This is a genomic window from Halorussus vallis, assembly GCF_024138165.1.
In the GTDB taxonomy this organism is placed as follows: Archaea; Halobacteriota; Halobacteria; order Halobacteriales; family Haladaptataceae; genus Halorussus; species Halorussus vallis.
Window position 1 is genome coordinate 3016939 of sequence record NZ_CP100000.1, and the last position, 21866, is coordinate 3038804.

The window sequence follows — 21866 nt, forward strand, 5'->3', positions numbered from 1 at the left end:
CACGCCTCCGTCCGTTTCCTACACCCCGGCGCCCGACTCCTCCAGCAGTCGCTCCGCGTACTTGGCTATCGCGTCGACTTCGAGGTGGACCGGGTCGCCCGGTTCCTTCTCCGAGAAGTTCGTCACCGCGCGCGTCTCCGGGATGATGGCGACCGTGAAGGTGTCTTCGCCTCGCTCGGCGACCGTGAGGCTGATGCCGTCGAGCGCGACCGACCCCTTGTTGACGACGTACTGGCCGTAGCCCTCGGGGATGGCGAACTCGTAGGTCCAGTCCTCGCCGACCTCCCGGACATCCACGACCTCGGTGGTCGTGTCGACGTGACCCTGGACGAGGTGGCCGTCGAAGCGGCCGTCGGCGGCCATCGCGCGTTCGAGGTTCACCTCGTCGCCCGCCTCGATTCCGCCGAGGTAGGTCTTCGCGACCGTCTCGCTCGCGAGGAACACCTCGAACCAGCCCGGACCGTGCTCCTCGACGGTGAGACAGACGCCGCTGACGCTGACGCTCTGCCCGCGTTCGAGGTCGGCCGCGACCTCATCGCCGGCGACGGTCACCCGCCGCCCGTCCTCGGCGTCGGCGACCTCGCGCACCTCGCCGACCTCCTCAACGATTCCGGTAAACATATCATATCTGTGGGTCCGGTCGACTGAAAAGGGTTGCGGACTCCGGTTTCGGGGGTGTCCGTCTGGGCTCGCCGCTCGCGTTCGCTCGCCGGGTTTTTGGTCCGGGGGCGGATAGAGGGAGTCGATGAGCAAACCGGGCATCATCGGCACGATTCAACTGGCGGCGACGCTCGTGTTCGCCCTCCCGGTGGGGCTACTGGGCGTGAACAAACTGCTGGCGGGCGAGACGGTCGTCGGCGGCGCGTTCCTCGGGGTCGCGGTCCTGATGGTCGCCCTGGAGGAGTATCTGACGACGCCGACCGACGTTCCGGCCAGCCTGGCCGAGAAGACGGTCGGCAAGGTGGCCAAGACCCCCGACGACGAGGAGTGACGAGCGCGGTCGCCGTCGGGTCGTAATTCCGCGGAAAGTCGTCTCTTCCTGCTCTCAGAACGGGAATCCGCCGTAGCGCAGGTACACCATGTCCAGAATCAGGACCAACTGGAGGACTCCCTGGACGCCTCCGAGCATGGCGTTCTGGCGCCCGATGGCCGCGATGACCGACGCGTCGGGTCGCGGAGAGCGCATCTCGCGGTACATCCGAATCTCGCCGGGCATGAGGAAGCCGAACCCTTGGACCGACAGCAGCGTGACGATGCCCAGCGCGACGGCCACCGTCGGCTCGGTCATCCGGAACTCCCCGATAGTGAGCGCGACCCAGGCCAGCGACCCGACCGTCGCCAGGACGAAGGGGACCTGCCAGCGCCGGTCGCGCCACGCGTCAAGTCGCCAACCCAGCAGCAGCAACACGGGAATCAGGTTCGCGGCGGTGAACAGCGCCAGCCACGGTTCGGCGTGCGGGAATAGGCCGAGTCGCTGGGCGAGCGTGATGCCGCCGCCGATGGTGACCACCGCGAGCGAGGGCAGGAGGAACGCCGTCTTGGGCGTGAGTCGCCGGAACACCGCGGCGCTCTCCTCATCGTCGAGGCCGCCGATGACCGGACCGAGCACCGCGCCCATGAACAGGTCGATGCCCGTCCAGAGGACGCCCGCCATCACGTGGACGTAGGTGTGTTGCTGTACCGATGCGACCGTCACCGCGTAGCCGAGCGCGGCCAGCGGGATGCAGACGACCGCCGCCGCGAAGGCCGGGTTCGCCTGCCGGCCCATCCCCGCGACCGTGCCGCGAATACTCGCCGTTGACATACGTCGCCCCCGCTCTTCGTGACAGGTTAACGATGCGTATTCCGGCAATATGGGTCGGCGCGCCCCGATGGTCGGCGACGGCGGCGGGTCGCGCCCGTGTGGGCGCGACCCGCCGCGCCGTGGTTCGATGTTGACGGTCGGATGCGGTTCGACCCGCCGGCCGCTGGGCTGCCGAAAAAGTTCGGTGGTCTACTGGGCCGGCTTACCCTCGACCGTCTCCAGCACGTCCTCGACGCCCTTGCCGTTCTGCTCGTTGTAGAGCAGCACGTCGATGGGGAGCGTCGGCGCGCCGCTCACGAGGTCCTCCATGATGACGAGGCGCTCGCGGGCCCGCGACATCCCGACGTAGAACACCCGGCGCTCGTTGTCGGTCAGCGTCGGCACGGGGTCGGTCTTGGAGGTGAATTCGATGTCGTCGGGCACCTCGTCGGGGTCGACCGTCGCGGCCATCTGCTCGACCACTTTCTCGGTGAGGTCGGTGGCGACGAACACGTGGTCGGCCTCACGACCCTTCGCGGAGTGGATGGTGCCGATGCGGACCCGGTCGACGGGCATGCCGTGGTACTGCTCGTTCTGGAAGTACGCCCGCATCGAGTTCTTCTGGAAACTGGTGACCTTCCGGACCATGTCGGCGGCCGAGGCCGGGCCGGGCATGAACGGCGCGTGGTCGGTGACGAACTCGGGTTCGACCTCGATCTCGGCGAGGTCGTCGACGCCCGCCTCCTCCTTGCGCTCGTCGATGGCGTCGAAGAGTTCGTCGCGGTCGTTCGTGCCGAACGCCGACTCCTGGAGCATGTCGGCGAGGCGGCGGGCCTGCAGGCCCGTGATGGGTTCGTCTTCGTCCATCTGCTCGACCGCCCGGACGTACTGTTCGAGGCGGTCGGTCCACATCCGCTGGTCGGTCAGACACCGGAAGGGGATGCCCTCGTCGATGAACTCGTCGATGAACCGGAACATCTGGTAGCGTGCCCGGAACAGGATCATCAGCGTGCCGTCGTGCTCCTCGACGGTGTAGCGGACGTTCCGGACCAGGTCGAGCATCGAGGGACCGTCGACCTGTTCGACGGACCCGCCCTCCTTGCGGGGCGAGAGGTTCTTCTCCTGGCGCTTGTCGATGTGGCGGACCTCGTGCTGGACAACCTTCAGAATCTCCGACGGGAGACGGTGGGAGGTGTCGAGGATGACGTCGTCGCCGCCCTCCTCAAGCAGGAGTTCGGGGTCGGCGCCCTGCCAGGCGTAGACGACCTGGTCGTCGTCGCCCGCGATGAGGACCTTCTTCATGTGGGGCTTCCACTCCTCGTAGACGTCGTACTGGAGGCCGGTGATGTCCTGGAACTCGTCGATGACGAGGTAGTCGACGTTCGGCAGCAGCGATCGCTGCTTGACCCGTTCGAGCATGTCGGCGAAGCCCACGAGGTCGTTGTCGCCCTTGTACTTGCGCCAGGCCCGGATGGCCTCGGGCACGTCGAAGCGGTCGTCGGAACTCGGCCACGTCGGGGTGTACTTGTTGCCCTCCTGGGCGTTCTCGTCGATGTCCGGCGGCAGGCGGACCTCCTCGTCGTTCCACTGGAAGGGGACGTCGTACCAGTCGGCGACGTCGCGGCGGGTCCGCTGGAGCCACTGGCTGGTGGCGATTATCTTGTTGCCGAGCGTGGTCGAGCGGGCGGTCCGGCGGCCCGCGCCGCTGTACTCGTCCTCGAACTCGAGGCCGAAGTCCTCACAAAACTCCTTCTTGTCGGACTCGCCCACCACGTCGTTTCGCGAGAGGTCGAGCAGTTCGTAGGCCTTCGCGTGCATCGTACAGACCGACCCCTGGAGCGACCGGGGGTTCAGCCCTCGTCGCTCGGCGAGTCGCTCGCGGACCTCGTTGGCGGCCGCACGGGTGTACGAAACCAGCAGAATGTCGTTGACGCCGACGCCCTCCTGGTCGAGGAGGGCTTCGACGCGGTCCAGAAGTTCGGTCGTCTTCCCGCTCCCGGGACCACCGAAGAGGCGGGTGACTTGTTCGTCCGTCGCGTCTTGGCTCATTACAGCAATGCCATGGGCCCGGCCCCCATAAAGGGATGTGAATTCGTCTCGGGACCGAGCGCGGGATTTTCGGGGCGCAAGCCGCCGGACGGCGGGCCGACGGTCGCCGATTCTCGGGTGACCGAATCGGGGAGAAAACGCCTCGCGGAGCGTACTACGAGTTGTTGCGCGGCGACCGGGCCTTGCGGATGTCGCTCCCGTCCCGTATCTTGTCCTCGCACTCGGGACACACTCGCGGGTTCTCGATGCCTCTCGGGGTGAACACTCGCGCGTACGCACGGGTCACGAAGGAGCCGCAGTTCTGACACTCTGGCATTTCTCTCGTGGAGATACTGGAATCTTACACTATATTTCTGTCGACACGCCACGAACGTCTCGACGACCGGACCGGAACGAAGTCGACTGAGGGAGACGGTTTCGAGAGAAGGTATCTGATAGCTGAAAATGACGACGGCGAGCAAGGCTGTCGGGTCCGCCTGAAATACGAGGCATCTGCGGGCGACGCGGTCGCGTCGCCCGCAAGTGCCGTGTGCAACTGCGTCGCCCCCAATTGCCGCGCGGAACCCGACGCGCTTGCCCCGGCCGCGCGACTGAAACGTCCGGAGGTCCCGAGTACGGACGATGGCCCTCTCGCTCGCGCTCTCGCCGCTCGCGTTCGGGACCCGCCTCGGTTTCGCTCCGCAATCCTCGGTTCCGCTCGACGTCCTCGCGCTGGCGCTGATTCCGGCGGTGCTCTGGGGGGCGAGTCCCATCGTCTCCAAGCGCGGCATGGCCGCCGGCGGTTCGTCACTCCAGGCGTCGCTGGTGGTCGTCGTGGTCGACAGCACGCTCTACTGGGTCGCGCTGTTCGCGCTCCACGGCGCGAACCCGCTCGCCGGACTGTCGCCGTCGACGCTCGGTCTGTTCGCGTTCGCGGGGCTGGTCGGCACGTCGCTCGGCCGCCTCGCGACGTTCACCGGCGTCGACAGGGTCGGCGCGAGCGTCAACAGCGCGGGCGTCAGCACCCGGCCGCTGTTCGCCACCGCGCTCGCGGCGGTCTTGCTGGGCGAGTCGGTGACGACCGCGACGGTGGTCGGCGTGCTCGTGCTGGTCGGCGGCCTGGTCGTGCTGGCGCTGGCGAAGGGCGGCGACGTCTCGGGGTGGGAACCCCGAGAACTGCTCTTCCCGCTCGCGGCCGCCTGCGCGTTCGCGGTGGGCAACGTCGTCCGGCGGTTCGGGCTGACCACCACCGACGCCTCCACGCTCCAGGCTGTGACGGTCAACGAGACGGCGGCGCTGGTCGGCCTGGTCGGCTACGCGCTGGCGAAGAACCGCCGAGACGTTCTCGACGCGCCGAAACGGACCTACGGCTTCTTCGCGCTCAGCGGGACGCTGACCGCGTTCGCGCTCCTCTCGCTGTTCGAGGCGCTGGACCGGGGGTCGGTCGCGCTGGTCGACCCGCTGGCGGGGACCGCGCCGCTGTTCACGACGGTGTTCGCGGCGGCGTTCCTCCGGGGCTTGGAGCGGGTCACGCGCGGGGTCGTCGCGGGCGCGGCGCTGGTCGTCGTCGGCGCGGGCGTCATCACCGCGCTATAAAAGAGGGGACCGTTCGGGCTACGCTTCCGGTTGCCAGCCGCAGACTGTGCATTCGGTCGCGGACGTATCGTGGAGTCCGCTGCACTCCGGACACCGCTTCTTGTTGTAGTCCTGCTCCCAACCTACGACTTCGGTTTCGTGGCCGCGGTCGGACAGGAACTCGTCGAAGAGGTCGTCGTCTCCGGTTGGTGCGGTCGCCATACATGGTATGCTAATGCAAACCACTCATATAACCGTGTCGGTCGAACATCCCGCCTGTAGACCTCTCGAAACGGCTGATTTCTCGGAAACCACTACCTATCGAGTCGAGTAGGTGCGGCCTAACCGCTGTTCTGACTATCCGCGGGGACGCCGGGCACGGGTGGGCCGACGGCCCCGGAAAGCCGTCGGCCCACCTCGCCGGACCCACTCGCGGAACTCGTCGGTCGGGGGAGTCGACCTGTCGACTCCCCCGGCCACCCCGACCCGAGGTTCACTCCGCGCGCCGATTCCGGGAGACGACCGTCTCGACGCCCGGACTGTAGTAACAGACCGGGTCGGCGTCGGGCGTCTCGAACGCGTTCGCCCGGAAGAGGGTGTTCTCCTCGACGGAGACCGCCGCGGGGTGGAGCGGCCAGCGCCTATGGTGGGCGTCGGCGTACCGGAGCGTCCCGTCGGGCGACTCGGTGTAGAGGCGGTGGCGTTCCGTGAGGAACGCCGCCAGCGAACCGCGTTCGGCCAGAAACCGCTCGCCGTCGGGGCCGTACGTCGCGGCGAAATGGGCGGGCCGGTCGCCGGGGTGGCGACGCCTGCTCTCGAAGCGAACTTGGTCGCCGTCGGCGCCATCATTGTCAGTTTCGGCGTCGACGTCCATCTCGGCGAAGTAGTACGGTAGGAAGTGGGTCAGCCGCGCCCCGAGCACGGTGAACGGGTCGCCCGCATCGAGGTTGAAGAAGTAGATGGCCGGCCGTCCCTCGACGGTGACGTAGGTCCGGAGGTTCACCTCCGGCACCCTGACGCCGTTCCCGGCCGGGAGCCAGTACGGGCGCACGTCGACGTTGACGAACGGGAGTACCGACAGCCACGCCCGACCGTCGTAGGTGTCGAGGGTCACAGCGTCCGGCACGTGCGGAGCGACGATGCTCGGGTCCATCGACCAGTTGGCGAACAGGACGTGACGCCAGCCCATGTGGAGCGGAACGACCATCGGTATCGGTCATCGAGGAACGTCGGTTTCGGTTCCGGCGCGATGCGTCGATTCGGTACGGGCGACGCTCCGTCGGGGGAAAGCCGTTGTGGCCTCGGCGAGTAGATACATCCGTCCGGCCCGCGTCGGCCCGACGATGAGACGGTCGACACGCTCGGACGACATCGAACTCGCGACCGTCCGCCGGCGCGTCGGCGCGTACCTCCTCGACGTGCTCGTCGTCGGCGGTGGCGTGGTCGCCGCCGCGCCCCGCCTCGGACGCACGCGGCGCGAGCGGTCGCTACTCGTCGGCGTCCTCGGACTCGTCGTCGCCAACCTCTACCACGTCCTGCTCGAAGGAGTCCTCGGTCGGACCGTCGGCAAGGCGGCCGTCGGCGTCCGCGTCGCGACGACCGACGGCGGTCGTTGCACCGTCCGCGCCGCGACGATTCGGACGCTGTTCCGGTTCGTCGACTGGCTCCCGGCGGGCTATCTCGCCGGCTTCGTCAGCATCGCGCTCACGGAGCGCCGGCGGCGACTGGGCGACCTCGCGGCGGGCACCGTGGTCCTCAGAACCGAGGACGACTGAATCGCGGGCCGTCGGCGAGGTCCGCTTGGCGGTCGCTCGACTCACTCCAGTGCGAAGAGGTGATAGGCCGACTCGCCGGTCTGGGCGACCACGTAGAGAGTGCCGTCGTCCAGCACCGGACCGGGACCGACCCGGCCGTGGAAGGACTTCTCGAACCGCTTGGCAGGTCCGGGCGTCAGCGGATTCGACCCCGGCGTCGGGTCGAAGGCGTACAGTTTGTCGCCGCCGACGAACAGCGTGTCCCGGCCGAGCGCCGGCGCGGTCAGGTTCCAGTCGCCGACGTCCTGCTTCCAGACGCGCTCGCCCTTCCGGGGGTCGATGGCGTGCAGACCGCTGGTCCCCGCCGCGTAGACGTACTTCTGGACCGCGAGTCCCCCGTCGGCCCAGCCGATTTGGACCTGCCAGTCCGTCTTCCCGTTCGATTCGTTCCTCGGGAGGAAGCCGTAGATGTTCCCGTCGAGGCAACTGACGTAGACGCGGTCGGCGTCGACGGTCGGCGGCACTCGCGGCGTTGAGTCGAGGTTCCACTCGGCCGCGCCGGTGCCGTCCGGGCCGAGCAGGTAGAGCTTACCGGCCTTCGTCGCGAGTGCGACGTAGTGACCCATGAAAATTGCGGGCGAACCGAGGAGTTCGCCGAACAGCCGGCGCGACCAGTCGGTTTCGCCCGTCTTGGGGTCGATCCGGTGTACCGTCTCGTCGACCGGAACGTAGAGCCAGTCGCCGCCGTACGTCGACGGCGACTTCACCGACGCGTTCCGGCCGAAGGTCCGCTCCCACTTCGCCTCGCCGGTCTTCGGGTCGAGCGCGAGCAGGCGATTCCTCACGCCGACGTACGCCGTCTCGCCGCGGACGAGCGGGGGTTCGTGCACCTGCTCCTTCGACCACAGTTTCGTCCCGTCGGCGGCGGCGTACACGTCCAGTCGGTCGCCCACCGGCTGGTACACCCGACCGCCGGAGACGACCGGCTCTCGCCGGGTGAACCCCGAAACCTCGGCGCGCCAGCGCTCGGTCACGCCGTCGACCGGCGCTTTCCCGTCGGCGACGGTGCGGGTGTTGCTGGCGTTACAGCCGAAACTCGACCACTCGCCGTCGGCGCCGTAGACGTGCTCGCCGGGCTCTGGAAGGTCGTCGACGCCGGGCTTGGGCGGGTCGTCGGGGCCGGATACCGACACGTCGTCGGCTATCGCCGAACATCCCGAGAGCGCGGTGGTCGCCGCGCCGAGCGCGGCGACCACCGCGCGCCGGGAGACTGCGGAGTCAGAAGCAAAGGGGGAGGAGCGTCTGGAGGGCATACGTCCCGAGTCGAACGCCGACGAAATAATTCTCACGCTTACAAGTCGGTCGTCGGAAGACGCTCGGCGAACCCTTCACGGAAAACGTACGGTGACGCGTTCCACCGCAAAACGGTCGGTGCACCTTCCACGAGAAGCGCCCGCCCGACTAACCGGCGGGCGGGACTGAAAGGGGCCGCCTTCTCGACGAACCCCGGCGATGTCAAGCACCACAGGGAACGAACGTAGTGAGTGACCGAGGCGCGCAGCGAGCCGCGGGAGTCGAGAAGGCGGGGGCTTTCGAGGCAGTCATCGTCACGTCGTAACCGATAGAAGGGTAACCTCCAATAATTCCCCTCACTCGCCGCCTACAGCCCGTATATCTCCCCGAACTTCTCCTCGGCGTAGTCGAGGAAGTAGTCGGCGGTGAGGTCCTCGCCGGTCGCCCGCCGAATCAGTTCGTCGGTTTCGTACCGCCGGCCCGGCCGGTGGACGTGCTCGGTCAGCCACTCCCGAATGGGCGCGAAGTCGCCGTCCCGAATCAGCCCCCGCGGGTCGTCGAGTTCCTCCTCGATGGTCGCCCAGAGCTGTGCGGCCAGCACGCTGCCGACCGTGTAGTTCTGGAAGCGCGCGAAACCGCTGGTCCAGTGGATGTCCTGGAGACAGCCCGCGCTGTCGGTGTCGGGGCGGACTCCGAGGTACCGCTCCATCTTGTCGTTCCACGCGCTCGGTATCTCCGAAATCGCGAGGTCGCCCGAGACGAACTCCCGCTCTATCTCCGAGCGCAGGATGATGTGCATGTGGTAGGTGAGTTCGTCGGCCTCGACCCGAATCAGGTTGTCGTCGCGCACCCGGTTGGCGGCCCGGTAGGCCTCCTCGGGGGTGACGCCTTCCAGTTTCTCGGGGAAGTGCTCGCGGAACGTCGGCAGGAACAGCTCCCAGAACTCCCGGGTCCGACCGACGTGGTTCTCCCAGAAGCGCGACTGGGACTCGTGGACGCCCGACGACCGGGGTTTGCCGAGTGGCGATCCGTAAGTGTCCCGTCGGAGGCCGAGCCCGTAGGCCGCGTGGCCGAACTCGTGGATGGTCGCGGTCAGCGCGTCGACGGGGTCGTCCTCGTTGAACCGCGTCGTGATGCGGGCGTCGAACTGGGTGCCCGACATGAACGGGTGGGGCGCGGTGTCGAGGCGGCCGCGGTCCCAGTCGTAGCCCAGCAGGTCCAGGGCGTCCTCCGAGAGATCGCGCTGGCGCTCGGCGTCGAAGCGCCCCGAGAAGACTTCCGGAATCTCGTCGGCCGCCGAGATCTCCTCGATGAGCGGGACCAGTCCCTCCTTCAACTCCTCGAAGATGCGCTCGACCGTCGAGAGTTCGAGGGACGGCTCGCTGTCCTCGAACATCACCTCGTAGGGGTCCCGGGAGTCGTCGATGTGTTCGACGCGCTCGACGTGGAGGTCGACCAGCCGTTCGAGGGTCGGTTCGAACGCCCCGAAGTCGTCGTTGGCCTTCGCCTCCCGCCAGTCGTCCTGGGCTTCCGACTGGAGGCGCGCGAGTTCCGCGACCAGGTCGCCCGGCACGTCGGTCGCGCGGTCGTACTCGCGGCGGATCTCCCGGAGGACCGCCGCCCGCTCGTCGTCCGGGTCCTCGGCCTCGGCGGCGTCGAGCAGGCGGCCGGTTTCGTCGTCGGTCAACTGCTCGTGGCCGAGGCTCGACAGCGTGGCCAACTGCTCGGACCGGGCGGGCGTGCCGCCCTCGGGCATCGCCACCTGCTGATCCCAGTAGAGGACGCCGGCGCCGTCCTGCAGGTAGCTGAGTCGCTCGTAGCGGTCGAGGAGGTCGTCGTAGGCGTCTGCCATACCGTCGCGTTACCTCGCCGGCGTATCAACGTGCGGGTCGCGGCGAGGGCCGCGGGGTTCCCGGCGTCCCGCGCGCACCTCCGAACGCTTAAGATGGTGGTAATTCAACACTTTCGCATGCCCTCCAGAAGACGAGTCCTCGCGGTCGGCTGTCTCGCGCTGACCGGCGGCGCGGGTTGCGTCCGGATGCGGAGCGCGGTCGCCGCCGAGAACGCGAACGACGGAACCGACGAGACGACCGACGAAACCACCACCGAGACGACCGGCGCCACCGCAACGACGAGCGCCACCGGCGAGTTCCGAATCGTGATTACCGACGGCGACGGCGGGGAAGTCGAACTCGCGACCGGCGCGGACGTCGCCACGGTCGGCGACGTCCGGCAGTCGAGACAGGGCGACTATCACGTACCGATGACGCTGACCGACGAGGGGACCGCCAAGTTCCGGTCGGGCCTCGAATCGGTCGGCGCGCTCGAAAACCGGGACGACCACGAGATTCGGACGTACTTCGACGGCAACCTGGTCCACTCGGCGCACCTCGGCCCGAGTCTGGCCGCGGCCATCCGCGAGGGCGACTGGAATGGGGAGTTCGTCCTCGCGACCGCCGACCGCGAGACGGCCCGTCGGGTCAGGGTCGCGCTCGAAGGCAGATAGGCCGGTCCGACGCTCGGTCGGCGCTCGTCTCTCCTCGCTTCGGTCGGCGGGCGGCGACGCCGCCCGCCGACCGGGAAATCCAGTAACGTCCTGCGTTCGGCGACCGCTCAGGTTCTGTTCTTGACCCCCGACGCCCACTGGGGCCACTGCTGGCGCTCTTCGAGGCCGCTGACGTCGACCTCGCCCGACATCGCCATGATGGCCTTGGCGTCGCGCAGACTCCACACCGCGCCGTCCTCGTGGAAAAGGCCGTTCAGGATACCGAACTTGCGCTGGGCGGGCACGAACGCCGGCTGGAGCATCAGCGACCAGAAGAAGTTGCCGAACCCGGCCTGGTGTATCAGCGGCGCGACCGACGCGTAGTTGGGCACCTTCTGGTGCCCGGGGGGTTCGGAGTTGAACCCGGTCGCAGACCGGATGCGCTGCCACTCCGAGAGGTACACCGGAACGTCGAGTTCGTCGGCGACGTTCTTGTTGGATTGGAGCATCTCCCGGTAGACCTCGCGGTTCTCCGCGAAGTTGTAGTGGAACTGGAGCGCGTCGCAACCCCAGTCGAGGTAGTCGGCGTTGTTGGCCATGCTGGTCGACCCCACCGTCAGCGGCACCGACCCCTTCATCTGCTTCATCGTCCGGAACATGCTCTTGGCGAAGTTCATCACGTAGCCCCGCCATCCGGGTTCGTTCATCGCCTCGATGGCCAGCAGGCGGTCGTCGTCGCCGTACCGCTCCATGAACCACTTCACGTACTTCCGGGGTTCGCCCCACCGCGACTTCCGTCGCATGACCTTCGAGGAGGGCGACCGGACCCCCGTCGCCGTCTGCGGGTTCGTGTTGTGCAGGCGCTTCTTCGTCGGTTCGGCGCCCGCGAAGTCGAACAGACCCATCAGCACCTTCAGCCCGCGCTCCTCGGCGGCCGAGAGGAAGTGGTCGAGGCGCTTTTCGAGCTTCTGGGGGTCCTCGTGCCAGAGTTCGAAGCTAGACCACGTCCGGATGGCGTTGAGGTTCACCTTCGTCGCGTAGCCGAGGTCGCGCTCTATCACCTTGCGGTCGTAGTTCGCCCACTGCTGGTAGAAGTTGAACGCCCGCGCGGGTAGGTAGATGGCGCCCCGGACGTCGACGACGCCGAGGTTCTGTGCGTAGTCGGCGGAGCCGAGGTCGTACTGGACGGTCGTTCCCGCCGGCGACGTCGGTTCGCTCGAACTGGTCGTCTGCGAGTTCGGCGCGATGGCGGAACACCCGGCTATCGACGCGAGACTCCCCGCGACGCCCGCGGTGAGGAACCGGCGCCGGGTAGAGGGCTTGACCATAGGCGATGCACTACATCCTTCTCAATAACGGTTATTGCGAGAAGACAGAATCGAGACAGGTACGGTAGCTGTCTCCCGGAGGAAGATAGCCGGACGAGAGAGCTTCTCCCCGCCGAAAAACGATAGAAAAACCGCGAGTCGATCGAGCACGGTCGGCTCGGCGGAATTACTCTGCTTACTGGTACTCGTCGAGTTCGTACAGGTCGCCGTACTTGGCCTTCGCGTAGTCGAGGAAGTGGTCGGCGGTGTACTCCTCGCCGGTCGCCCGCTCGATGAGGTCGTCGGTGGTGTACCGACTGCCGTGCCGGTGGACGTTCTCGGTCAGCCAGTCGTGGAGCGGTTCGAAGTCGCCCTCGGCGATCTTCTCGTCGATGTCCTCGACGTCGTCCTGGATGCTGTCGTAGAGCTGTGCGGCCAGCACGCTCCCCAGCGAGTAGGTCGGGAAGTAGCCGAAGTCGCCGTGGCTCCAGTGGATGTCCTGCAGACAGCCGTCGGCGTCGGTGTCGGGGCGCACGCCGAGGTACTCTTCGTACTTGTCGTTCCAGACCTCCGGCACGTCCTCGACGTCGAGGTCGCCCCGGATGAGGTCGCGCTCGATTTCGAACCGGACCACGATGTGCATGTGGTAGGTGAGTTCGTCCGCCTCGACCCGAATCAGATTGTCCTCGTACACCTGGTTGGCGGCCTCGTAGACGTCCTCGACCGAGGCGTCCTCGAGCTTTTCGGGGAACCGCTCGCGCATCGTCGGCAGGAACCGCTCCCAGAATGGCGCCGAGCGCCCGACGTGGTTCTCCCAGAGGCGCGACTGGGACTCGTGGACGGTCATGTCGCGGGACTCGCCCAGCGGCGTGCCGTAGTCCTCGCGGGGCAGGCCGAGCGTGTAGGTCGCGTGGCCGAACTCGTGGATGGTGCTCATCAGCGCGCCCAGCGGGTCCTCCTCGTTGAACCGCGTGGTGACCCGGGCGTCGAACTGGTTGCCAGTCGAGAACGGGTGGGGCGCAGTGTCGAGGCGGCCGTGGTCCCAGTCGTAGCCCAGCGTGTCGAGCACGTCGCGGGCCAGTTCCTCCTGGGTGTCGACGTCGTACTCGCCTTCGAAGGTGTCGGTGGCGAGGTCGGCGTCCGACTCCCGGACCGCCTCGACCAGCGGGACGAGTTCGTCGCGGAGCCGTTGGAGCACTTCCTCGGCCTTCTCGATGCCGAGGTACGGCTCGTAGTCCTCGAACAGCACCTCGTAGGGGTCGCGGTCGGGGTCGATGTGCTCGGCGTACTCGCGCTTGAGTTCGACCAACTTCTCGAGCGTGGGCGCGAACGTCTCGAAGTCGTCCTCCTCGCGGGCCTCCTTCCAGACCGGCATCGCCTCCGAGGAGACCTCCGAGATTTCCTTCACGAGCTCCTCGGGCACCTTCGCCGCCCGGTCGTGCTTGCGGCGAATCTCGCGGACGACCGCCTCGCGCTCGGCGTCCAGGTCCTCGGCTTCGAGTTCGTCGAGCAGGTCGGCCATCTCGTCGGACGTGAGCAGTTCGTGGCTCAGCGTCGAGAGCGTCGAGCGCTGTTGGGACCGGGCGGGCGTGCCGCCCTCGGGCATCATGACCTCCTGGTCCCACCCGAGCACGCCCCCGGCCTGGGCGATGTTCGAGAGTCGCTGCACCTTCTGCACGAACGCCTCGTACGCGTCTGACGCCTCGTCCGCGGCGGCTTCGCTTGCCATCGAGGCCAGCTAAGGTGTCAACCGTTATCAAAGCGAGGGTTTCGGAACGAAATACGCGCATCGACCGGCGGTCGCTCGCGTCCGGTGGTCGTCCGCGCACGGCGACCGCTCGCGCTCGGCGACCGCTCGGAACGGCGACGTTCAGTCCTGGACGAACCGCTCCGCGGTCCCGCGGTATATCTCGTAGCACCGCTCCAGCACGTCGAGGCTCACGCTCTCGTCCTTGGTGTGCGCTTCGCCCGGTTCGGAGGCCCCGCAGACGACGCAGGTCGTCCCGGCCTGCGCCAACCACCCGGCGTCGGTCGCGTGGGGTTTCGTGACGAGTTCGGGCATCGGCGACCCGGACGCCGACTCGGCGTCCGGGTCCGCACCCGCCGCCCGCTCCGCATGGGCGTCCCTCGCGGCCGCCAGCACCGTCTCGGCGAACGCCTCGTCGTCGCAGCGCATCGGCGGGAGGTCCTGGTCGACGGCCCACTCGACGCCCGCTATCTCCTCGACGCGCTCCAGCGCGGCGCGCTCGCCGGGGACGGTCCGCTCGTCGACGGTCACCTCGCAGGTTTCGGGGATCACGTTCCAGGCGCTCCCGCCGTCGATTTCGGTCGCGGCGACGCTCCCCCGGAGTCGCTCGCCGAACACCTTGACCGCGGGGAACTCTAGGTCCCGAATCAAATCGACGGCGTCGCAGGCCCGGTAGATGGCGTTGTCGCCCGACTCTGGTTCGCTGGCGTGGGCCGCGGCCCCGCGAGCGGTGACGGTGCTCCCCCGGCGGCCCTTGTGGGCGACCACCACGTCGGTCACGCCCGGCTTCGAGTAGTTCGTCGACCCCTCGGCGACCACGGCATGGTCGGGCGCGAACCCCTCGTCGATGGCGGCCCGGGCGCCCACGCCGCCGATTTCCTCGCCGACGAAACTGGCGAAGACGAGTTCGCACTCCGAACCGGCGAGGTCGGCGTCGTCGGACTGCGTCCGACTTCCCGAGGTCCGGTGGACCTCGCTGTCCCGAAACGCCAGCATCGCCGCCGCCACGGAGCCTTTCATGTCGGCGGTGCCCCGGCCGTAGAGCCGGCCGTCGCGCTCCTCGACGACGTAGCCGCCGTCGTCGGTCGTCTGGGACGCCGCGGGCGGCACCACGTCGTGGTGGCCCACGAGCGCGAGCGAGCGACGGGCGGGACGGTCGACTTCGCCCGCTCCGCCTCCCCGTCGCGCGATGACGTTCCCGGCGTCGTCGCGGGTCACCTCGGCGTCGGTTTCGGCCCGGAGCCACGACTCGATGCGGTCGCCCGCCGCGGTTTCGTCCTCGTGGCTCGGTATCGAGACGAGTTCGCGGGTGAGGTCCTCGACCTCGCGTGCGCTCATGTCTCTGTTGAGGGCGTGCGGAGATTTCAAATCGATGGTGGCTAGGGTGGGTGTTCGTCGACGCTGGAGCCGGTCGATTCGACGATGCGACGAGTGTTGTCAACTTTGCACGAGCCAAAGCACGTCGAATGGAAGACGAGACGCTAGCTACTCGCGATGCAAATGAGTACCTGCACCGCAACCGCATTGCGACAGCCACACGCCTCCCCAGCCGACTCCCTCGTTCGCTCCTAACAGTCGCTCACTCGGTCATCCCTCGCGCGGAATGGTCGCGCCACGAGGGCGCGACCGCGCGCGCCACGTCGGACGTAGAGATTCACGAACTACCATCTCTGGTCACGGCGCGCGCTGGCGCGACTTCGCGGTCACGCGAGCGAAGCGAGGGTGACCTCGGAAGACGCGGGTTGTCTTCCGGCAGTTTGGAGTCGCGCCTTCGTTGCGCGAGGGATGACCGAGTGCCCCGTAGGGGCACGAAAGAATCGGTTGGGGAGGCGTGTGGTCTGCGGTGGCGGTTGCGGTGAGGTTACTCACTGGAGTCGTGCTAGTCCTCGCTACCGTTACTTCGACCTCATTCGACGAAGTTCTGTTACGTTCGCTGTAACTCACTACTCATACTCCGAAACCGTTTGCGTTCAGGCCTCTTCTCGCTGGTAGTCCCGGACCGCCTCGCGCACCCGGCTCAAGCGCGCCGAGGTTTCGCCGGTGGTTTCGCTCTCCAGCCTGTCGAGTTCGGCCCGGACCTCTTCGAGTCGGTCGGCCTTCGGCGGGGCGTCGTCGGCCTGCATCTCCGAGAGCACCCGCTCGATGGACACCAGCGGCTCGCGAACGTCGCGTTCTGCTTCCTCCCGAATCTCCCGAATCTCCTCGTGGACGGCTTCGAGGTCGGTCACGTCACACCGCACGCCGCGCGGGTGAAAAGGTGTATTGGCTGTACTGACTGTCGGTTCGCGGCCCGTTCCGTCCGTCGGCGGTCGTCACCGGCCGCGACGGCTGTCGGTCGTTGGCTCCCGCCACACCCGGACCACTCCGCCCCAAGCGGCAAGCCCTTCGACGTCCTAAGCGGGCTATGTTCGACGAGCGGTGCGGATACACCTACGAGGCGGCGACCCTGTCGGACCTCGGAGGCGTCTGCTGTTGGCGGCCGACCTGGGAGGATACCGAGCGGTGCATCTGGCACGCCAACGTACCGCAGAAACCGACCGCGGCGCTGGAGGCGGCCACGCCGACGCTCGGCCAGCGCCTGGACGGCCTCACGCTGACCGACGTGGAACTGTCTGACACGACGTGGTTCGCGGGCCGAACGCTCGTCGACGCCCAGTTCGTCGACTGCAACTTCCAGGACGTCGACTTCAGTGGCTCCGACCTCCGACACGCGCGATTCGAGGGCGTCGACGCCCAGCGCGCCCGGTTCACCGGCGCGAACCTCGAACACGCCGAGTTCGACCGCACCGACCTCCGGGCCTCGAACCTGGAGGACGCGCGGTTGCACTACGCCGTCTTCGCCAACGTCCGAGTCGACGAGTCGACGCTGTTCGGGAAACGCGTGGTCTACGAGGCCGAACTCGGCGAGCGAACCGACTCCGAGGAGCGAATCGAGCGCTTCGAGGCCGCCCGCTGGACCTACCGAACGCTCCAGCAACTCGCGGAGGACAACGGCCTGACGCGGGTCGCCCAGCGGTACTACCTCCGCCAGAAGGACCTGCGTCGGCGCCTCGCCTGGGAGTCGGGGTCGTACGTCCGTGCGGTCGGCGAGGAGGGCTGGCGGTGGACCACGGGCTACGGGAGCAGTCCGTGGCAGGTCGTCACCACCTCCGCGATGGTCATCCTCGTCTGTGCGGTGCTGTACCCGCTGACCGGCGGCATCCAGGAGGCGGCCGACCAGCGGGTCATCACCTACACCATCGAGAATCCCGACACGGCGCCCGGCTGGTACCTGGGACTCGTCCTCTTCAAGAGTCTCTACTTCAGCACCGTCACCTTCGCGACGCTGGGCTACGGCGACATTCAACCGGTTGGGACGGTCGCGCGGGCCATCGCGGGAGTCGAGGCCCTTACGGGGCAACTGCTGGTGGCACTCTTGGTGTTCGTGCTTACCCGGAACGTGACGTGGTCGGAGTAGTTCGGGGAGGTAGAGACGACGGTCGTCGCGGGGGCGAGTCTACAAGAGAGTTGGGAGCGTGTTTCTCCGTCGGGCCGAACTCCGGACGCGCCACCGCGACGTCCGGACTCGACCTCGGAGGAGAACGCATGACCGACGCCACGACGGAGAACGAACGCATTGCCCGCCGAGTCCCCGAGGAGATAGTCACCGGCCGGTCCTTCGAGGCGAACGACGCGGTCTTCACCCGAGTCGAGGACGGGAAGACCGTCGAGCGGTGGCTGCAACCGGACACGTTCGGTCTGCTCCGCCAAATCGGACTCGTCTCCGCGCACGGGGAACTGCCCGACGAACTCAGATAGAACAGTCGTCGACGTACTGGAACCCCTCGTCGTAGTCGTCGTCGCCGTAGCCGTCGTTTCCGTCGCCGTAATCGTCGAACCCGTCGGTTCCGCCGTCGCGGGAGGTCCGTCCGTCGACCCACCGCTCGCCGTCGTCGGACCGTCGGCGCTCGTCCCGCTCTTCGCGGTCGGTCCGGTCGGTTCGGTCTACGGCCTCCGTCTCCCCCGCTGCGTTCTCCTCCTCGCGCTCCGCGGCGTCGAGTTTGGTTTCTATCGCGTCGGCGATCCACGCCTCGACCGTCTCGCCGCCGTCGAGGTCGGCTTCGATGTCGGCCTTGGTGTCGGCCTCGACCGTGACCAGGAGGTGCTCGTGACGCATGGACCGCCGTACGGGACGGGCGCGGATAAATCGGTCGTCCGTCGCGGTCACCTCTCCATCGCCTCGGTCGCCTCGTCGGCCGCCTCCTCGGGTCGGGCCGAGTCCCACCCCGCGACCAGCAGACCGCCGGCGAGGTCGAACACGAGGTCGTGGACCGTGTCGTCGAGGCCGTACTGGATCAGCACGCCCTTCATGCCGAGTAAGCTCGGGACGAACTCGAGTATCTCCCAGAACACGCCGAACGCCAGCACGAAGACGACGACGAACGCCGATTCGGCCGCCGGAGGCAGGTTGGTGCGGTCGGAGTTGCGGTCGACCGCCTTCACGGTGGCGTAGCCCGCGCCGGCGACGATGGCCGCCGAGAGCGCGTGGGTGACGGAGTCGTACCACGGAATGTGCTGGTACGGCCCGAGCACGCCGACCGCGTGGAGGAACACCGCGACCGAGAGCCACAGCAGGTGGTCGACCGCCAGCGAGACGCCGAAGTCCCGCCGGAGCACCGCCGGAATCAGCGTCACTCCCAACCCGACGAGGCCGTTGACCACGACGCCGGTCCGGCCCCGGTAGAGGCCGTAGGCCGCGATGGCGAGCAGGCCCAGTTGGAACAGGCGGACGAGCCACCGCTCGCGGTCCTCGCTCAGGAGTCCGCCGTCGTCCTCGCGTTCGTCGTCGACTCTACGTTCGTCGTCGTCCCCGCGTTCGTCGCCGTCGGCCCGCCGCCCGTCGGCGCTCGCGGGGGTCACGCGCCGTCACCTCCGTCGCCGAGCACCTCCGGCCCCGTCTTCCCGGCCGGCGCGCGGTAGTAGAAGTACACCTCGAAGAACCCGGCCGCGACGACGCCGGCGACGGTCGCCCGGATGAACTCCCACATCACCGCGTTCAGCGACCCGATGAGGTTCGTCCCGAGGTACCGGTCGGAGTAGAACTGGAGGATGGCCCAGACGCCGATGGCCGCCATCGTGGTCAACACGACCGTCACGTCGGCGAACCACGGCGCCATCTCGACCTCGGTGAACAGCGAGAGGTCGACGACGGCGGCCAGCGACACCGCGGCTACCGCGACGTAGAGCGCCCAGTCGGTCGTCCACGCCGGGCCGAACGACCGCGTCAGCGCCGGGAGCACCGCCAGCGCGACCACGACCGGCGGGAGCGTCATCGAGGCGTCCCGCGAGACGACCGCCGGCAGGACGAGTATCGCGAGGTCGGCCAGCAGGAACGCGGTCCAGATGAGGTCGCCGTAGGCGGCGTTCGCGGGAATCGACAGTGCGAGCAGGCCTACCAGCACCCAACTCGCGACGGTCCCGTAGTCGTCCGCCAGCGACGTGAGGACACCCATACTCGAGATAGGTCGCCGAACCGATTGAACCTTGTTGCCGGGAGGGCGGGCGAGTCGGGGTCGGACCGTTCTTCTCGCTTCGACTTTGTGGCCGCCGTTCGTGCGGTTCGGCTCCGGTGGTGGGGCGAATGTGACGGCGACGGATGCTGTTTGTTCGATGTCGGTACTCGTTCGTGGATGTAAGTAGACGACCGACGGCCAGATTTCCCCGTCGGAGCGTGAGAGTCGTCAAAGACGCTATTATCGGGGACTAACACGACTCAAATGAGTACCCGCACCGCAACCGCGACGGCCACACGCCTCCCCAACCGATTCGCTCGTTCGCTCCGCTCACTCGCTCATCCCTCGCGCGAATTGGCGAGACACGAGGTCACGCCAGCGCGCGCCGAATACGCAAGGACGAATTGAGCGTTCGCAGCGGACGACCGCCGATTCGAGCCTACGAAAACCGCCGGACGAGAACGAGTCCCACAGCCCGCTTCTCCGGCGCGAACCCGCGGCTCGAAGCGTAGCCTTATCAACGCGCCGCCCGAATAAATGGCCATGAACGTGTTACCGGACACGAGCGTCGTCGTCGACGGTCGCGTATCCGAGCGCGTCCGAGACGGCGAGTTCGAGGGCGCGACGGTGTACATTCCGGAGGCCGTCGTCGCCGAACTCGAAGGACAGGCCAACCGCGGCCAGGAGAGCGGCTGGAACGGCCTCTCCGAACTCCAGCGGCTCGCCGACCTGGCCGACGAGGGGACCATCGACCTGGAGTACGTCGGCGAGCGCCCTGCACCCGAGCAGACCGGCGCGGCCCACGAGGGCGAGATAGACGCGCTCATCCGCGAACTCGCCGACGAGCACGACGCCACCTTCGTCACCAGCGACAGCGTCCAGGCCGAGGTGGCTCAGGCCAAGGGCCTCGACGTCGAGTACATCGCGCCCAAGACCCGCGAACAGGAGGACGAGCGCCTCGCCATCGAGGACTTCTTCGACGAGACGACGATGAGCGTCCACCTCCGGGTCGGCGTCGAGCCGATGGCCAAGCGCGGCGAGATAGGCGAGATGCACTACGAGAAGATTCGCGACGAAATATCGACCGAGGAGGACCTCAAGGAGTACGCCCAGGAGATCATCCAGGTCGCCAAGCGGAGCAACGAGGGGTTCGTCGAACTCTCCGAGGAGGGGATGACCATCGTCCAGTACCGCGACTACCGCATCGCGGTCGCCGAACCGCCGTTCGCCGACGCCTGGGAGATCACCGCGGTCCGGCCCATCGTCAAGACCGACATCGAGGACTACGAGTTCGCCGACGAACTCAAGGACCGACTGCTCGAACACCAGCGCGGCGTCCTCATCGCCGGGTCGCCCGGCGCGGGGAAGTCGACCTTCGCGCAGGCGGTCGCGGAGTTCCTCAGCGACAACGACTTCGCGGTCAAGACGATGGAGAAGCCCCGCGACCTCCAGGTCGGTCCCAACATCACCCAGTACACCGAACTCGGCGGCCAGATGGAGAAGACCGCCGACTCGCTGCTGATGGTCCGGCCCGACTACACCATCTACGACGAGGTCCGCAAGACCGACGACTTCGAGGTGTTCGCCGACATGCGCCTGGCGGGCGTCGGCATGGTCGGGGTCGTCCACGCCACCCGTGCCATCGACGCGCTCCAGCGACTCATCGGCCGGGTCGAACTCGGCATGATCCCCCAGATCGTCGACACCGTCGTCTACATCGAGGCCGGGAAGGTCGAGAAGGTCTACGACGTCTCGACCCAGGTCAAGGTGCCCGAGGGGCTGATGGAGGAGGACCTCGCCCGCCCGGTCATCATGATCGAGGACTTCGAGACGGGCAAACCGGAGTACGAGATCTACACCTTCAACCGCCAGGTCGTCACCGTCCCGCTCACGGAGGGCGAACAGGAGGAGAGCGGCGTCTCGCGACTCGCCCGCCAGGAGATAGAGCGCGAGATTCAGTCGGTCGCCCGCGGTCCCGTCGACGTCGACGTCCAGGGCCAGAACCGCGCAACGGTGTACGTCAGCGACGACGACATCTCCTACGTCATCGGGAAGGGCGGCGGCCGCATCGACGACATTGAGAGCCGCCTCGGCATCGACATCGACGTCCGGACCCAGAGCGAGAAGCCCCAGTCGATGTCCGCGACCGGCGCGAGCGGCGGCGGGACCCAGCAGGGCAACGTCGTGACGCCCGAGGTCACCTCCCGGCACATCGTCATCCCCACCGAGGGCCACGCCGGCGAGACGGTCGAGGTGCAGGCCGACGGCGAGTACCTGTTCACCGCGACGGTGGGACGGGGCGGCGACATCCAGGTTTCGCGAGGGAGCGCCATCGCCGAGGAACTGGAGCGGGCCATCGACCGCGAGCGCGCCATCACCGTGGTCGGGACCTGAGAGATCTC

At 67.7% G+C, this 21866-nt stretch carries 22 protein-coding genes; 7 read left to right on the forward strand and 15 right to left on the reverse strand.

What is annotated here, in order from left to right; translation table 11 throughout:
* Nucleotides 1–18: 18 nt before the first annotated feature.
* Complete coding sequence (locus tag NGM07_RS15260; protein WP_253513086.1) at nucleotides 19–621, reverse strand: riboflavin synthase; 603 nt, start codon at nucleotides 619–621, stop codon at nucleotides 19–21.
* Between the two features lie 124 nt (nucleotides 622–745).
* Here NGM07_RS15260 and NGM07_RS15265 point away from each other — a divergent pair, with 124 nt between their 5' ends.
* Entirely contained in the window at nucleotides 746–991 is a 246-nt protein-coding gene (locus NGM07_RS15265; RefSeq protein WP_253513088.1) for a DUF7533 family protein, read from the forward strand.
* 54 nt (nucleotides 992–1045) lie between these two features.
* Here NGM07_RS15265 and NGM07_RS15270 read toward each other — a convergent pair whose 3' ends face one another.
* The 3 genes from NGM07_RS15270 to NGM07_RS15280 all read right to left on the reverse strand — a co-directional run bounded on the left by NGM07_RS15270 (nucleotide 1046) and on the right by NGM07_RS15280 (nucleotide 4148).
* Nucleotides 1046–1768 (reverse strand): hypothetical protein, encoded by a 723-nt coding sequence (locus NGM07_RS15270; RefSeq protein WP_368410305.1) that lies wholly within the window; start codon nucleotides 1766–1768, stop codon nucleotides 1046–1048.
* A 225-nt stretch (nucleotides 1769–1993) separates the two neighbouring features.
* A complete protein-coding gene (locus NGM07_RS15275; RefSeq protein ID WP_253513092.1) occupies nucleotides 1994–3832 on the reverse strand; it encodes a UvrD-helicase domain-containing protein in 1839 nt (612 codons plus the stop codon).
* 154 nt (nucleotides 3833–3986) lie between these two features.
* Nucleotides 3987–4148, reverse strand: a complete 162-nt coding sequence (locus NGM07_RS15280; RefSeq protein WP_253513094.1) for a DUF7563 family protein — start codon at nucleotides 4146–4148, stop codon at nucleotides 3987–3989.
* A 305-nt stretch (nucleotides 4149–4453) separates the two neighbouring features.
* Between NGM07_RS15280 and NGM07_RS15285 the strand changes: the two genes are divergently transcribed.
* Nucleotides 4454–5407: a DMT family transporter gene (locus tag NGM07_RS15285; protein WP_253513096.1), complete on the forward strand. Its 954-nt coding sequence runs from the start codon at nucleotides 4454–4456 to the stop codon at nucleotides 5405–5407.
* A gap of 18 nt (nucleotides 5408–5425) precedes the next feature.
* Here the strand turns inward: NGM07_RS15285 and NGM07_RS15290 are convergent, their stop codons facing one another.
* Nucleotides 5426–5608: an HVO_0416 family zinc finger protein gene (locus NGM07_RS15290; protein WP_253513098.1), complete on the reverse strand. Its 183-nt coding sequence runs from the start codon at nucleotides 5606–5608 to the stop codon at nucleotides 5426–5428.
* 271 nt (nucleotides 5609–5879) lie between these two features.
* Nucleotides 5880–6593: a YqjF family protein gene (locus tag NGM07_RS15295; protein ID WP_253513100.1), complete on the reverse strand. Its 714-nt coding sequence runs from the start codon at nucleotides 6591–6593 to the stop codon at nucleotides 5880–5882.
* Between the two features lie 136 nt (nucleotides 6594–6729).
* On the opposite strand from NGM07_RS15295, the gene NGM07_RS15300 reads away from it, so the two are divergent.
* Nucleotides 6730–7161: an RDD family protein gene (locus tag NGM07_RS15300; protein ID WP_253513101.1), complete on the forward strand. Its 432-nt coding sequence runs from the start codon at nucleotides 6730–6732 to the stop codon at nucleotides 7159–7161.
* Nucleotides 7162–7202: 41 nt separating this feature from the next.
* On the opposite strand, the gene NGM07_RS15305 is transcribed toward NGM07_RS15300, so the two are convergent.
* Together NGM07_RS15305 and NGM07_RS15310 are read right to left on the reverse strand one after the other, a co-directional pair.
* Nucleotides 7203–8453 (reverse strand): outer membrane protein assembly factor BamB family protein, encoded by a 1251-nt coding sequence (locus NGM07_RS15305; protein ID WP_253513103.1) that lies wholly within the window; start codon nucleotides 8451–8453, stop codon nucleotides 7203–7205.
* Nucleotides 8454–8800: 347 nt separating this feature from the next.
* Nucleotides 8801–10285, reverse strand: coding sequence for a carboxypeptidase M32 (locus NGM07_RS15310; protein WP_253513105.1), 1485 nt, complete (start codon nucleotides 10283–10285; stop codon nucleotides 8801–8803).
* Between the two features lie 117 nt (nucleotides 10286–10402).
* Between NGM07_RS15310 and NGM07_RS15315 the strand changes: the two genes are divergently transcribed.
* Entirely contained in the window at nucleotides 10403–10939 is a 537-nt protein-coding gene (locus NGM07_RS15315; RefSeq protein ID WP_253513107.1) for a preprotein translocase subunit SecD family protein, read from the forward strand.
* 107 nt (nucleotides 10940–11046) lie between these two features.
* On the opposite strand, the gene NGM07_RS15320 is transcribed toward NGM07_RS15315, so the two are convergent.
* From NGM07_RS15320 to NGM07_RS15335, 4 genes are all read right to left on the reverse strand, one after another.
* Nucleotides 11047–12246: a glycoside hydrolase 5 family protein gene (locus NGM07_RS15320; RefSeq protein WP_253513109.1), complete on the reverse strand. Its 1200-nt coding sequence runs from the start codon at nucleotides 12244–12246 to the stop codon at nucleotides 11047–11049.
* A gap of 175 nt (nucleotides 12247–12421) precedes the next feature.
* Nucleotides 12422–13954, reverse strand: coding sequence for a carboxypeptidase M32 (locus NGM07_RS15325; RefSeq protein WP_253513111.1), 1533 nt, complete (start codon nucleotides 13952–13954; stop codon nucleotides 12422–12424).
* Nucleotides 13955–14095: 141 nt separating this feature from the next.
* Complete coding sequence (locus NGM07_RS15330) at nucleotides 14096–15310, reverse strand: M20 family metallopeptidase (RefSeq protein ID WP_253513113.1); 1215 nt, start codon at nucleotides 15308–15310, stop codon at nucleotides 14096–14098.
* 632 nt (nucleotides 15311–15942) lie between these two features.
* Entirely contained in the window at nucleotides 15943–16200 is a 258-nt protein-coding gene (locus NGM07_RS15335; protein ID WP_253513115.1) for a DUF7553 family protein, read from the reverse strand.
* A 176-nt stretch (nucleotides 16201–16376) separates the two neighbouring features.
* On the opposite strand from NGM07_RS15335, the gene NGM07_RS15340 reads away from it, so the two are divergent.
* Complete coding sequence (locus NGM07_RS15340) at nucleotides 16377–17429, forward strand: pentapeptide repeat-containing protein (RefSeq protein WP_253513117.1); 1053 nt, start codon at nucleotides 16377–16379, stop codon at nucleotides 17427–17429.
* Between the two features lie 128 nt (nucleotides 17430–17557).
* Entirely contained in the window at nucleotides 17558–17770 is a 213-nt protein-coding gene (locus tag NGM07_RS15345) for an ester cyclase (RefSeq protein ID WP_253513119.1), read from the forward strand.
* Here NGM07_RS15345 and NGM07_RS15350 read toward each other — a convergent pair.
* From NGM07_RS15350 to NGM07_RS15360, 3 genes are read right to left on the reverse strand one after another with little or no spacing between them, the layout of a single operon-like run.
* Nucleotides 17763–18128 carry a hypothetical protein gene (locus NGM07_RS15350; protein WP_253513120.1) on the reverse strand — a complete coding sequence of 122 codons (366 nt, stop codon included), beginning with the start codon at nucleotides 18126–18128 and terminating at the stop codon, nucleotides 17763–17765. The two genes, NGM07_RS15345 and NGM07_RS15350, sit on opposite strands and share 8 nt — an antisense overlap.
* Before the next feature lie 47 nt (nucleotides 18129–18175).
* On the reverse strand, nucleotides 18176–18871 hold the full coding sequence (locus NGM07_RS15355) for a DUF2238 domain-containing protein (protein WP_253513122.1): 696 nt from the start codon (nucleotides 18869–18871) through the stop codon (nucleotides 18176–18178).
* Nucleotides 18868–19464, reverse strand: a complete 597-nt coding sequence (locus tag NGM07_RS15360; RefSeq protein ID WP_253513124.1) for a hypothetical protein — start codon at nucleotides 19462–19464, stop codon at nucleotides 18868–18870. The genes NGM07_RS15355 and NGM07_RS15360 overlap by 4 nt, the downstream gene beginning before the upstream one ends.
* Nucleotides 19465–20007: 543 nt before the next feature.
* Here NGM07_RS15360 and NGM07_RS15365 point away from each other — a divergent pair.
* Nucleotides 20008–21858 (forward strand): PINc/VapC family ATPase, encoded by a 1851-nt coding sequence (locus NGM07_RS15365; protein ID WP_253513126.1) that lies wholly within the window; start codon nucleotides 20008–20010, stop codon nucleotides 21856–21858.
* Nucleotides 21859–21866: the final 8 nt, after the last annotated feature.